Annotated in this window: 12 protein-coding genes; 3 read left to right on the top strand and 9 right to left on the bottom strand. The window is 68.0% G+C overall.

Annotation, left to right across the window (positions count from 1 at the left end; translation table 11 throughout):
• Nucleotides 1-12: 12 nt before the first annotated feature.
• The 3 genes from ispE to MKD38_RS26435 all read right to left on the bottom strand — a co-directional run bounded on the left by ispE (nucleotide 13) and on the right by MKD38_RS26435 (nucleotide 3,595).
• Nucleotides 13-891, bottom strand: a complete 879-nt coding sequence (gene ispE, locus MKD38_RS26445) for a 4-(cytidine 5'-diphospho)-2-C-methyl-D-erythritol kinase (protein WP_252681709.1) — start codon at nucleotides 889-891, stop codon at nucleotides 13-15.
• A gap of 55 nt (nucleotides 892-946) precedes the next feature.
• Complete coding sequence (gene lolB / locus MKD38_RS26440; RefSeq protein ID WP_252681707.1) at nucleotides 947-1,558, bottom strand: lipoprotein insertase outer membrane protein LolB; 612 nt, start codon at nucleotides 1,556-1,558, stop codon at nucleotides 947-949.
• A gap of 90 nt (nucleotides 1,559-1,648) precedes the next feature.
• The gene (locus MKD38_RS26435; protein ID WP_252681705.1) at nucleotides 1,649-3,595 is read right to left on the bottom strand and encodes a tetratricopeptide repeat protein; all 1,947 of its coding nucleotides are present in this window, start codon (nucleotides 3,593-3,595) and stop codon (nucleotides 1,649-1,651) included.
• A gap of 155 nt (nucleotides 3,596-3,750) precedes the next feature.
• Between MKD38_RS26435 and mutM the strand changes: the two genes are divergently transcribed.
• From mutM to mutY, 3 genes are all read left to right on the top strand, one after another.
• Entirely contained in the window at nucleotides 3,751-4,641 is an 891-nt protein-coding gene (gene mutM, locus MKD38_RS26430) for a bifunctional DNA-formamidopyrimidine glycosylase/DNA-(apurinic or apyrimidinic site) lyase (RefSeq protein ID WP_252681703.1), read from the top strand.
• A 263-nt stretch (nucleotides 4,642-4,904) separates the two neighbouring features.
• A complete protein-coding gene (locus tag MKD38_RS26425) occupies nucleotides 4,905-6,857 on the top strand; it encodes a dynamin family protein (protein WP_252681701.1) in 1,953 nt (650 codons plus the stop codon).
• 108 nt (nucleotides 6,858-6,965) lie between these two features.
• Entirely contained in the window at nucleotides 6,966-8,141 is a 1,176-nt protein-coding gene (mutY, locus tag MKD38_RS26420; protein WP_252681699.1) for an A/G-specific adenine glycosylase, read from the top strand.
• A 37-nt stretch (nucleotides 8,142-8,178) separates the two neighbouring features.
• On the opposite strand, the gene MKD38_RS26415 is transcribed toward mutY, so the two are convergent.
• The 6 genes from MKD38_RS26415 to hpf all read right to left on the bottom strand — a co-directional run bounded on the left by MKD38_RS26415 (nucleotide 8,179) and on the right by hpf (nucleotide 12,709).
• The gene (locus MKD38_RS26415; protein WP_252681788.1) at nucleotides 8,179-8,838 is read right to left on the bottom strand and encodes an LON peptidase substrate-binding domain-containing protein; all 660 of its coding nucleotides are present in this window, start codon (nucleotides 8,836-8,838) and stop codon (nucleotides 8,179-8,181) included.
• A gap of 92 nt (nucleotides 8,839-8,930) precedes the next feature.
• Nucleotides 8,931-9,809, bottom strand: a complete 879-nt coding sequence (gene rapZ / locus MKD38_RS26410; protein ID WP_252681697.1) for an RNase adapter RapZ — start codon at nucleotides 9,807-9,809, stop codon at nucleotides 8,931-8,933.
• A gap of 115 nt (nucleotides 9,810-9,924) precedes the next feature.
• Nucleotides 9,925-10,326: a PsiF family protein gene (locus tag MKD38_RS26405; RefSeq protein ID WP_252681695.1), complete on the bottom strand. Its 402-nt coding sequence runs from the start codon at nucleotides 10,324-10,326 to the stop codon at nucleotides 9,925-9,927.
• 171 nt (nucleotides 10,327-10,497) lie between these two features.
• Complete coding sequence (hprK, locus tag MKD38_RS26400) at nucleotides 10,498-11,469, bottom strand: HPr(Ser) kinase/phosphatase (RefSeq protein WP_115705752.1); 972 nt, start codon at nucleotides 11,467-11,469, stop codon at nucleotides 10,498-10,500.
• Nucleotides 11,470-11,551: 82 nt separating this feature from the next.
• The gene (locus MKD38_RS26395) at nucleotides 11,552-12,007 is read right to left on the bottom strand and encodes a PTS sugar transporter subunit IIA (protein WP_018008706.1); all 456 of its coding nucleotides are present in this window, start codon (nucleotides 12,005-12,007) and stop codon (nucleotides 11,552-11,554) included.
• A 351-nt stretch (nucleotides 12,008-12,358) separates the two neighbouring features.
• Nucleotides 12,359-12,709 carry a ribosome hibernation-promoting factor, HPF/YfiA family gene (hpf, locus tag MKD38_RS26390; protein ID WP_010814386.1) on the bottom strand — a complete coding sequence of 117 codons (351 nt, stop codon included), beginning with the start codon at nucleotides 12,707-12,709 and terminating at the stop codon, nucleotides 12,359-12,361.
• Between the last annotated feature and the right edge of the window lie 12 nt (nucleotides 12,710-12,721).

The following is a 12,721-nucleotide window of genomic DNA, read 5'->3' as shown; positions in this document are numbered from 1 at the left end:
AACGAAAACTTGCTATGCGAACGTCGCGAGCGGGTGATGTGCCAGACTTCTCACACACCTGCCATCCCATTCGGGTGGCAACCGTTCCAACACCTGCTGTGCTGTCGTCGCGTCGGGAAAACGCGCAAACACGCAGGCTCCGGAGCCGGTCATCCGGGCATGCTGATTGTGTTGCTTCAGCCATGCCAGGGCTCGGGCGACTTCGCCGAACTTCGCTGTTGCTATCGGCTCCAGGTCGTTGCGACCGAAATCGAATTTGTTTGTGCGAGCAGCGAAGACCGCAATTATGGAGATCGGTGTATTCCTTGTCAAGCACGCGTCCGAAAAAATTTCAGCGGTGGGCACGTGCTGCTTGGGGTGGATGATGACGAACCAGCTGTCGGGCAATTCGACCGGCGTGAGCTCCTCGCCGATGCCCTGCGCAAAGGCGTTTTGCCCGAGCACGAACACCGGCACATCGGCGCCCAGCGTCAACCCGATCCGCATCAGCTCGGCGCGCGTCAGTCCCAGGCCCCACAGGTGGTTCAGCGCCAGCAGCGTGGTGGCGGCGTCGGAAGAGCCGCCGCCGATGCCGCCGCCCATCGGCAGCACCTTGTCGATGGCGATGTCGGCGCCGAAGGGGGTGCCGGTGGCGGCCTGGAGCGCGCGCGCGGCGCGCACCACCAGGTCGGTATCGGCCGGCACGCCGGGCACCTCGGTGACGCGCGCGACCACGCCGTCGTCGCGGCGGCGGAAATGCAGCGTGTCGCACCAGTCGACCAGCTGGAACACGGTCTGCAGCATGTGGTAGCCGTCGTCGCGGCGGCCGGTCACGTGCAGGAACAGGTTCAGCTTGGCCGGCGCGGGGCAGTCGCGCAGTTCGGGCGGGGGCAGGGGATGGCTGCGTGGCATGGTGCGGTGAAGGGGGCCGTGGTTGCGGCGGTTATGGCGTCCGTTATGGCGTCCGTTATGGTGTCTGGGGATCGATCACGAGCCGCACCGAGAGCGGATTGCTGTCGGTGTCGCGGGCCAGGTCGATGCGACGTGGCACCTGGGTGGCGGCGGTTCCGGCGGCGGGCGTCTCCTGCCAGGCGACATAGCGCACGGTCCAGCCGTTCTGCGCCAGCGTCGCCAGCCGGCCCTGCTCGTCGCGCGTGGCGCGCGCCGGGGTGCCCCGGGAGGGACGCCCGTGCAGCCAGTCGCGCATGCCGGCCACCGGCAGCGCGAAGCCCAGCGCCTCCTCCATCAGGGTATCGACCTCGGGTGCGTTGCGCGGCGGCTGGTTGGGCAGGTCGAGCGTGGCGCCCGACGGCGTGGCGGTGACCACGGCCAGGGTCTGGCCCAGCGGCGAGACCAGGTCGAGCCGTACGTTGCGGCCCTGCTCCTCCCAGCGGAAGCTGCCCTGCACGCCCTCGTCGCGGCCATAGCGCACGTAGTTGGCGGAAAAGCGGCCGGTGTACTGCTGGCTGGCGACGTCCTGGTCGACATCAAAGCTGCGCGACGGCGCCACGCTGGCGCACGCCTGCAGCAGCAGGGGCGCGCCAAGCCAAAGCAGCGCCAGGCGTCGGGATCGGTTCATGGGCATGGTCGTGAGGACGGCGGCGCGGCAGCCGCCGGGCTGACGGGAATCCGTCGCCGCGGACCGGCGTGCCGGCCACGGCGCGCGGGCTTACCTGGACGGCTGCACGTCGACCTTGTAGCGGCGCAGCGTGTCGATCAGGGTCTCGTTCTCGGGGTCGATGCGCACGGCCTCGGTCCACGTCTTGCGGGCTTCGTCGTGCTCGCCGAGCTGCCACAGCACCTCGCCGAGGTGCGCGCCGATTTCCGCCTCGGGGGCCTTGGCATACGCGTTGCGCAGCAGCGCGGCCGCGGGTTGCAGGTCGCCCATGCGGAATTTGACCCAGGCCAGGCTGTCCATGATGTACGGATCGTCCGGCCCCAGCTCGGAGGCACGCTCCAGCAGCTTGAGCGCCTCGGGCAGGCGCTCGTTGCGGTCCGCCAGCGAATAGCCGAGGGCGTTGTAGCCCTGCTTCTGCTGCGGCTGCAGCGCAATCACGCGGCGCAGGCCGGTTTCCATGCTGGCGTAGCGCTTCTGGCGCTCGTCGAGCATGGCCAGCTCGTAGATCCAGTCGGCGTTGTCGGGCTCCGCCGCGATGCGGTCGTTCAGCGCCTTGCGGGCACGGTCGTAGGCCTTGCTCTCCATCAGCGTGGCCACTTCGGCCTGGCGGATGGCGGTCACGCGCTGCGAGCGCTGGCCGGGGTCGGGGATGTCCTCGGCGTCGCTGAGCATCTCGCCGAACAGCGCCTGGGCGTCGTCGAGCTTGCCCATGCGCGCCAGCAGCTGGGCGCGCTTGGCAGTGGCCGCCGGTGCCAGGCGGATGTCCTCGATGCGATCGAGCCAGCGGATCGCGCCCGCGTAGTCCTTGCGTTCCTCGGCGATCTGCGCCAGGTACTGGTAGGCGATATCGGGATTCGCGCTGGGCTGTTTTTCGACCAGTTGCAGGTATTCCTGCAGGTACTGCTCGGCCTCGCCGAAGTTCTTCGCCTGCAGGCTGGTCAGGCCCAGCGCCAGCGGCACGCGCGGGTCGGCGGGAGCCACCTTGCGCAGCGTCTCGAATTCCTGTCGGGCCGCCGGCATGTCGTTCTTCAGCAGGTACAGCCGCGCCAGCGTGATATGGCCGTTGACCGATTCGGGCGATTTTTCCAGGAAGCGCTTGAGCACCGCCACGGCTTCGTCGGGCTGCTTCTCGGCGCGCAGCTCGGCCGACATCAGCGCGGCCGCTTCATAGTTGGGCCGCAGCCGCAGGGCCTGGTCGAGCGCGGCCAGTGCGCCCGGCTCGTCGCCGGCGACTTCGCGCGCGCGCGCCAGCGCCAGCTGGGTTTCGGGCAGCTTGGTTTCGTTGCGGGTCAGCTCCTGCAGCAGCGTGGCCGCGCCGGCCGGATCGCTGGTGCGCGACAGCTGCTGCTGCAGCTGCAGGATGGCATCGCCGCGCTGGCTGGCCGGCACCGCAGCCAGTTGCTGCTGCAGCAGCGGGCGGGCGTCGTCCCAGCGGCCGTTGAGCACCAGCAGCGTCGACAGCACTTGGCTGGCCGCGGGCGAGGTCGGGGTGATTTCCTTCCACAGGCGCGCGGCGTCAAGCGCCTGCTGCGGGATGCGCGCGTTGAAGGCGATCTCGGTGGCGCGCTGGGCGAAGCGCGGGTCGCGGGTCTGGCGCGCCAGTTCCACGTAGGTGCGGTAGGCCGGGCCCACCAGGCCGCGCTGGATGGAAATCTCGGCGGCCAGCACCATATAGACGATATCGTCGGTCAGCTCCAGCGACGGCAGTGCCGGCCGCGCCGGCCTGGCCGCCGCCGGGGCATCCGCCGCGGCCAGTTGCAGCATGGGCAGGGAACCTGCGCCGACCGGCGGCGCGGCGTGACTGGCGCCCGCCGCCGCTGCCAGCAGCGCGCTGGCGGCCAGTGCGCGCACATGGCGCCGCGGCGCCTGCCACCAGCGGGCCAGGGTGCCGGCACGGCGCGCCGTGCGCGAGCTGAGGCCCGGTGATGTGGTCAGGCCGCCGCCCGCGGTGGCTTGCAACGTGGAGTCCGGCATCAGGTCCGGCATCAGGTCCGACATGTATTGAGTACTCCGGCGCGCGCTGGCGAAGGATGGGGGAGATTGCGCATTGATAAGGGCATTGTAGCCTGCCGCTACAATGCGCTGCTTGGTGCCGCAGGCCGGCGCCAGCAGGCGTTGCAGGAGTTTTGAGCGGTAACCAACGGAGAGGTTCGATGCCTGAATTGCCCGAGGTCGAGGTGACCCGGCGCGGCTTGCTGCCGCATGTGGTGGGGCGGCGCATCGCCGCGGTCACGGTGCGCCACCGGGGCCTGCGCTGGCCGGTCGACCCCGAACTCGAGGCGCGCCTGGCCCAGCGCCTGGTGCGCCGCATCGAGCGCCGCGGCAAATACCTGATGCTGGAATGCGTCAGCGCTGACGCGGCGCAACCGGTTGGCTGGCTGCTGGTGCATCTCGGCATGACGGGCACGCTGAGGGTGCTGCCCGAGGCACCGCCGCCGGGCGTGCACGACCACTTCGACCTGGTGCTCGACGCCGGGCCCGGCGCAGTGTCGGCAGCAACTCCAGGCCAGCAGCCAAGCACCATCGTGCTGCGCTTCCGCGATCCGCGCCGCTTCGGCGCCATCCTCTGGACCACGCTGCCGGAGGCCGAACTGCCGTCGCATCCGTTGCTGAGCACCCTCGGCATCGAGCCGTTCGATCCCGCCTTCGATGGCGCCTGGCTGCACCGCCATACGCGCGGTCGCAGTGCCGCGATCAAGACCGTGCTGCTGTCCGGCGCGATCGTGGTCGGGGTGGGCAACATCTACGCGTCCGAGAGCCTGTTCCGTGCCGGCATCCACCCGACTACCCCGGCAGGGCGCCTGAGCCGCGCGCGTTGCGACCGGCTGGCGCAGGCGGTGCGGGACACCCTGGCGCAGGCGATCGAGCGCGGTGGCAGCACGCTGCGCGACTTCGTCGGCAGCGACGGCGCCAGCGGCTACTTCCAGCTCGATTGCTTTGTCTACGACCGCGCCGGCCTGCCATGCAAGGTGTGCGCCAAGCCGGTGCGCCAGATCGTGCAGGGCCAGCGTTCCACGTTCTATTGCACCAACTGCCAGCACTGACCGCCCGGCGGAGTGCTCAAGGGACCGCCCGCTGCCCGCGGGTCGATGGTTCGGCGCAACACTGGCGGGGTCACCGCGATCCAAGGGACGCGAATTCCACAAAAGCGCCGTGGAAACCTGTATCGTGTGCGCAGTCATAAAAAGTTACAAAATGGCCGGCCGCGTGTGAACGGCAGGGGTGCGGACCGGCATTGCGTGAACACGGGCATGCCGCGCACAGGGTGGCGGGCCCCGAGGCAAAACCAAGTCAGCGCAACAGGTTCATGACAACGCTCGCCCACCAATTCGAACAATACGGCGCCTGGAGAACCGGGGTCCTCCAGTCACTGGCCGAATTCCAGTCCTGGCTGCAGCAGCACGACCTGTACGATGCGCAGGCCGACGACCGCGTGCAGCGCATCCAGAGCGTGCTGCGCAGCGACCGCCTCAAGGTCGCCTTCATCGCCGAGTTCTCCCGCGGCAAGAGCGAGCTGATCAACGCCATCTTCTTTGCGGACTACGGGCGCCGCATCCTGCCGTCGTCGGCGGGGCGCACCACCATGTGCCCGACCGAGCTGCGCTACGACGAGGCCGAGCCGCCCAGCATCCGCCTGCTGCCGATCGAAACGCGCCTGCAGGACGCCTCCACCGCCGACTTTATCGAGGCCGGCACTTCGGCATCGCACTGGCATTCGGTGCCGCTGGACCCGTCGTCACCCGACGGCATGCTGGAGGCGTTCCAGCACGTGGTGCAGACCATGCGCGTGCCGCCCGAGCAGGCCGAGGCGCTGGGGCTGTACCACGAGAACGACCCCGATGCCGCCTATGCGGTCGATGCCGAGGGCATGGTCGAGATCTCGCGCTGGCGCCACGCCGTCATCAATTTCCCGCATCCGCTGCTGCGCCAGGGCCTGGTGATCCTCGACACGCCGGGCCTGAACGCGATCGGCACCGAGCCCGAGCTGACGCTGCGGCTGATCCCGGATGCGCACGTGGTGGTGTTCGTACTGGCCGCCGACGCAGGCGTGACCAAGAGCGACCTCGAGCTGTGGCGCAGCCATGTCGGCGCCGGGCACCGGCGCGGCTGCCTGGCGGTGCTCAACAAGATCGACGGGCTGTGGGATCCGCTGCGCCAGCCCGGCGAGATCGCGCAGGAAATCGCGCGGCAGGTGTCGACCACCGCGCAGGTGCTTGGCATCGAGCAATCGCGCGTGTATCCGGTGTCGGCGCAGAAGGGGCTGGTGGCCAAGGTCACGCACGACGACACCCTGCTGGCGCGCAGCGGCCTGCCGGAGTTCGAGCACGTGCTGTCGGACCAGTTGATTCCGCGCCGGCGCGAGATCGTCTCGGACCAGGTCTACCGGCTGGTGCAGGACATGGCGCGCGCCGCGCAGCAGCTGCTGCAGAGCCGCCGCCGCGATATCGTCGAGCAGCTGTTCGAGCTGCGCGGCCTGCGCGGCAAGAACCATGCGATGGTCAAGCACATGCTGATGCGGGTGCAAGGCGAGAAGGAAGAGTTCGAGCAGAGCATCAGCAAGTTCCAGGCGTTGCGCCTGGTCTTCGGCCGGCACAGCGCCGACATCATCAAGAGCCTGCAATTGCGCGACGTGCGCCGCACCATGCGCAGCGCGCGCGAGCAGATGAAGGAGCGCTACTTCTCGCGCGGCCTGCGCGAGGACATGGACGCATTGTTCGCGCAGCTGAGCGGACTGGTCAGCGATGCCGACAACAAGATCGGCCAGTTGCACCAGCTGATCGAAAGCATGTACCGGCGCTTCAACGCCGAGCACGGCTTCACGCTGCCCGCGCCGATGCAGTTCACCGCCGAGCGCTACCTGGCCGAGCTGCAGGAAACGCTGCGGCTGGTGCAGGCGCATTTCGGCACGGTCAACATGCTGACGCGGTCGCGCCCGCAACTGGTGCAAAGCGCGTTCAACACCATGGCCAGCCGCGTGCTGGACAATTTCCGCGGCCTCAACCGCGATATCGAGGTCTGGCTCAAGTCGGTGATGACGCCGCTGGAAGCGCAGGTGCGCGAACATCAGAAGCAGCTGCGCCGGCGTGTCGATTCGATCGAGCGCATCCATGAGGCCACCGACACGCTGGAAAGCCGCATCGCGCAGCTGGAGGAAGTGCTGAACGGGCTGGACGAACGCAGCGGACGGATCGAAGGGTTTGCCCAGCGGCTGATGCGGCCGGCGGCGGATGCGGACAGTGCCAGCCTTGCGGTAGCGTAGCCGGGCCGCTCTTGCCGACCGGTATATCATGTGGCGCCGCGCCTTGCGGCGCCTTTTTCTTTGGCGCGCCGACACGCCGTATCCGCGCGCCACGCCGTTGCCACACCGATGCCCCGCAAACCAGCCCCCCGCACCGCTTCCGCCCTGCCCGACGACCTCTGTGTGCCGCCCGACTTCGGCGCGCGCGTGGTCGACTGGCAGCGCCGGCACGGCCGGCACGACCTGCCGTGGCAGAACACCCGCGATCCGTACCGGATCTGGCTGTCCGAGATCATGCTGCAGCAGACCCAGGTCAGCGCGGTGATCGACTATTTCCAGCGCTTCGTGGCGCAGTTGCCCACCGTGCAGGACCTGGCGGCTGCGCCTGCCGACCAGGTGATGGCGCTGTGGGCCGGCCTGGGCTATTACTCGCGCGCGCGCAACCTGCACCGCTGCGCCATGCAAGTGGTCAGCGAGCACGGCGGGCGCTTCCCCACCGACCCCGCGGTGCTGGTCACATTGCCGGGCATCGGCCGCTCCACCGCGGCGGCCATTGCCGCGTTCAGCGCGGGCGTGCGTTCGCCGATCCTGGACGGCAACGTCAAGCGTGTGTTTGCGCGCTGCTTCGGCATCCATGGCCATCCGGGCGAGCGCGCGGTGGAAACGCGCATGTGGCAACTGGCGGAACTGGCCTTGCCGGCGCCCGGCCCGCGCCAGGCCGACGACATGGTGGCCTATACCCAAGGGCTGATGGACCTGGGCGCGACCGTGTGCTCGCGCGGCAAACCCGCCTGCCTGGCCGATGGAGGAGCGTGTCCGCTGTCCGCCGATTGCGTCGCGCGCCGCGACGGCCTGACCGCCGTGCTGCCCGCGCCCAAGCCGCGCGCGGCGATCCCCGAGCGCAGCACGGTGATGCTGCTGCTGCGGCGCGAACGTGAGGTGCTGCTGCGCCTGCGCCCGGACAGCGGCATATGGGGCGGCCTGTGGAGCCTGCCGGAGATGCCGGTCGACACCGTGCCCTTCGACGCGGAAGACGCCGAGGCCCGCGCGCTCGACTACGCGCGCGCTTTCGGCACCCCCGCGCGCGCCGTGCTGGCCGGCGAGCTGACCCATGTGTTCACGCACTTCCGCCTGCTGATCCGCGCCATCCGGGTCGACCTCGGTGTGGATGCGAACCTGCTGCGGCAGGACAGCGAGGCGCCGGCCGGGCAGCGCTGGCTTTCGCTCGACGATCTCGATGCGCTGGGCACGCCTGCGCCGGTGCGCAGGCTGCTGGAGGATCAGGCGCGGGTGGGCTTGTTCTGAAGCTGGGGCAGGGCCGGAGGGCGGGGCGAACGAGCGCCTACAACATGTGGTTCTGCCGCATGTAGCGGTGCACGATTTCGATGCGCATGCCTGCGTCGGGCAAGGCCATCAGCATCTGCTTGGCCTTCAGCGGCACCGGCAGCAGTTCGCATAGCCGGTTGGCCACCCAGCTTGGGTCGTCCCACAGGTAGGGCTCGTCGAACGGCATGCGGTCGGGCTGCTCGGCGTGCAAGCGCGTGACGATGCGGCGCAGCGCGTCCAGGCATTCGCCCAGCAGTTCCAGCTTGCAGTCGATGATGTCGGGAGGGAGCACCTCGGCGCGCGCCACCAGCAGGCCATCGTCGCGGGTTTCGTGGCTGATGATATGGAAGCGCTCGCGGCCGCGCGTGCGGATCAGCAGCACGCCCAGCTGCTCCATATTGCAGTCGACGATTTCCGCCAGGCAGCCGACCAGTTCGGGCACGGTGGGCTGGTTGGGCCGGGCCACCTCCTCGCCGCTGGAGATCAGGCAGACGCCGAACGGCGTGCTATCGCGCAGGCAGTTGCGCACCATGTCGACATAGCGCGCCTCGAACACGCGCAAAGGCAGCCGTCCACCGGGAAACAGCACCGTGTGCAACGGGAACAGCGGCAGGTTGTCGAGCGTCCGTGGCGGGTCTTCGGATCCTGTGGGACGGTAGAGGTCGGTCGAGGACATGCGGTGCAGGCTTGGGTCGCGCAGCATTGGGCCGCCAGGCCGACGCCGCGCTCAGAGGCCCCGTGCAGCCCGGGGAGGCCATGCCGCATGCGTCAGCCCGCCGGTGCGAGCTCTCGGTGTCTGACCAGCACATTACCATGTGCCCGGAAATAGTTGGCGAGCCTTTCGGCAATATAGACCGAGCGATGCTGGCCGCCGGTGCAGCCGATCGCCACGGTCAGGTAGCTGCGGTTGTCTGCAATGAAGCTTGGCAGCCACTTTTCCACGTAGGCGCGGATATCCTCGGCCATCGCCAGCACCATCGGCTGCGCCTGCAGGAAGTCGATTACCGGCGTGTCGCGGCCGGTCAGCGGCCGCAGCGCCAGGTCGTAGTACGGGTTGGGCAGCGAGCGCACGTCGAACACCATATCGGCATCGCTGGGCACGCCATGCTTGAAGCCGAACGACTCGAACAGCAGCGTCAGGCGCTGGCTGTCGTCGCGGATCAGCTCCTTGATCCAGCTGCGCAGCGTATTGGTGCGCACATTGCTGGTGTCGATCCGGTGCGCGGCCTCGGCTAGCGGGCTCAGCAGCGCGCGCTCCATCTCGATCGCTTCCATCAGCGCCGTGTCGTTGAAGGCGCCGCCGTCGCCGGCTGCGCCGTCGGTGCGGGCCGACAGCGGATGGCGGCGCCGCGTCTCGGAGTAGCGCTGCACCAGGGCATCGGTGCTGGCGGTCAGGAAAATAACCTCGACCTGGTGCTCGGCGGCCAGCGCGCGCACGGTGTCGGGCAACTGGTCGAGCGACTCGCGGCTGCGGATGTCGGTAGCCACGCCCAGGTGCGTGTAGCCCTGAGCGTCGAGGTAACGGGTCAGTTCAGGGATGAACTGCGCCGGCAGGTTGTCCACGCAGTAATAGCCTGCATCTTCGAGGACGTTCAGTGCGACGGACTTGCCGGAACCGGATATGCCGGTGATGAGGATGATGCGCATAGCAACTGAAGCATAGCATCAGGTGCCGGCTGCGTCATGACAGCGCGTTGACACCAGCAAAAATGGCGAACCTCACGGTTCGCCATCTTGTTCGCCATTGCGCCAGTGGTGGCGCTCAGGCTGCCTTCGACAGGCATTCCTTCATGTAGGCCTTGTATTCGTCGCCCTTCTTGCCTTTGCCCGACTTGCTGCAGGCAGCCATCTTGTCCTGCTGGGTCTTGGGCGCGCCGGACTTCGACAGGCACTCCTTCATGAACGCCTTGCGTTCGTCGCCTTTCTTGCCGGAGGCCCGCGCGTTGCAGGCCTTCATCTTGTCCTGCTGGGTGTTGGCCGCGGGCTTGTCCGGATTGGCGGGGGTAGCAGGCGTGGCCGGCACGGCGGGAGTTGCGGGAGCCGCGGCCGACGGCTTGGCCGGCGTAGCAGGGGTGGCCGGCGTGGCCGGCGTGGCGGTCTGCGCAAAGGCGCTGGCTGCGAACAGCGGAGTCACCAGCGCGCACACTGCAATCAGGGTCTTCATGCTTGCTCTCCTCGGGGGTGGACAACCTTGTCGCCGCGCGCCGGGGTCGGCGTTGCAGCTTCCGTAACGGGCGTGATGCCCATTACAGCACAAAACGGAGCATGCCTGAGAAACGTTGACGAGCGGTTGTCACGTCGTTGTAAGCAATTGAAAACCGCAGCGGACGGGGGCTTACAGCAGCCGCCCCTGCCCGCGCGAGACGGCATCGGCCTGCATCGCGGCGCGCTGGCGGTCCATGAAGTCACGCAGCGTGTCGATGCCGCGCAGGCGCAGGATGGTGTTGCGCACGGCGGCCTCGACCAGCACGGCCAGGTTGCGGCCGGCCGCCACCTGGATCTTGACCATGTGGATGGGAAGCCCGAGCACGTCCAGGTACTGCGAATCCAGCGGCAGCCGCTCGAATTCGCCGTCGTTGCGCCGCACCAGCTGCACCACCAGCTTGATCTTCATCTTCCGCCGCACCGCGGTCTCGCCGAAGATGGTCTTGATGTCGAGCAGCCCCAGGCCGCGCACTTCGAGCAGGTTCTGCAGCAGCGGCGGGCAGCGGCCCTCGATGAAGTCCGGCCCCAGCCGGACGAAATCGACAGCGTCGTCGGCCACCAGCCCGTGGCCACGCGAAATCAGTTCCAGGCCCAGTTCGCTCTTGCCCAGGCCCGATTCGCCCATGATCAGCACGCCCATTCCCAGGATGTCGAGGAACACGCCATGCATGGTCACGCGCGGCGCCGAGATGCGCGACAGGTACAGGCGCAGATGGTCGATCACCGCGGCGGACGACACCGGCGTGGTGAACAGCGGCGTCGACGAGCGCGTGCAGCGCAGTTCAAGGTCCGGCGGCGGCTCCATGCCGTCGGCGATCACCAGGAACGGCGGCTCCAGCAAGATCAGCTCGCCCATCTGGCGCTTGCGGGTCTCGTCGTCGAGCCGCTGGTAGTACGTGATTTCGGGCTTGCCGAGGACCTGGATCCGGTTCGGGTGGATCAGGTTGAGGTGGCCCACCAGGTCTGCGGCGGAGGTCGCTTCGCGGGCGAATTCCACGTCAAAGGCGCGGTCCGCACCCTCCAGGCCCGCGATCCACGAGAGTTTGAGGTCGGCTGCGTTGTCGTCGAAGATCGACTGGGAGGTGACGCCGGTGAGTTCCATGCGGTATGGCTGGTAAGGCGGTGTTCGAAGCGCGTGGCGCCTGCCCGGTCTGGTGCCGGCCCGCTGCGGGGGAATCAGTGGATCAGGGATGCCATGCGATCAGCAGTTCGTGCACGGCATCGGGCGTGGGCAGCGTCGCCAGGCCCTCGCGCATGTCGCGATCCGACAGCAGTTGCGCGATCTCGGACAGAATTTCCAGGTGCTGCTGCGTGGCCTGTTCCGGCACCAGCAGGAAGATCAGCAGCGACACCGGCTTGCCGTCCGGTGATTCGAACGGGATCGGCTCGGCCAGGCGCATGAACGCGGCCAGGGGTTGCTTCAGGCCCTTGATGCGCCCGTGCGGAATCGCCACGCCGGCGCCCAGTCCGGTCGAGCCCAGCGACTCGCGCGCGAACAGGTTGTCGGTGACGATGGCGCGCGCCACGCCATGGTTGTTCTCGAAGAGGAGCCCGGCCTGCTCGAACACACGCTTCTTGCTGGTGACGCTGACGTCGAGGGTGATGTTGCCGGGTGGCAGCAATTTGGCCAAACGATTCATGGGCGATGCGCAGGATGTCAGTTAGCGGGCGGATCGTTCCGCCGGGCAGCGGCTGGCTCCCCGGACCGCTGCCGGCGCGGGGAAGACGTCCGGCCCATTATAGAGCAGCGGCTACCCTTGCATTGTGCGGTGCAGCGCGAGCAGGCGCGGCCACGATTTCTCTCTCTTTGTATGGCGCAGCATACACCTTGGCGCTGCGCTTGCGAACACTTCGGTCTTCCATGCGTGGCAAGGTTTGCTCCGCTGCCACAGCCGGCACGGCGCCAGGGCGCAAAAAAGCCGCGCTTCGCGGCGCGGCTTGCCTGTGGAATCCTGGTTCAGCAGCCCTCTGCGGGGCTGCCGGGCACGGGTTTATTGCTGCATTTGCGCTGCGGCCATCTGGTACTTGACCGCTTCGCGGTCGTGGCCTTGCACGCGATCCTTGTAGCGAATCACCTGACGGTCCAGCTTGTCGACGAGTGCGTCGATCGCCGCATACAGGTCTTCGTGATGCGCCTCGACAAAGATGTCCTTGCCCTTTAGATGCAGATTGATTTCCGCGTACTGACGCCGGTCCTTTTCCTTGTGATTGTCGACAGAGAGCAGCACGCTAACGCCAATGACTTGATCGAAATGCCTGACGATTCGCTCCAGCTTCGTTTCCACGTACTCACGCAGAGGGGGCGTGATGTCCAGGTGGTGTCCACTGATCTTGAAGTTCATAGCGCTTCTCCT

The sequence above is a fragment of the Cupriavidus sp. WGlv3 genome (genome assembly GCF_023952475.1).
GTDB lineage: Bacteria > Pseudomonadota > Gammaproteobacteria > Burkholderiales > Burkholderiaceae > Cupriavidus > Cupriavidus phytorum.
This window is presented reverse-complemented; position numbering and strand designations above follow the sequence as displayed.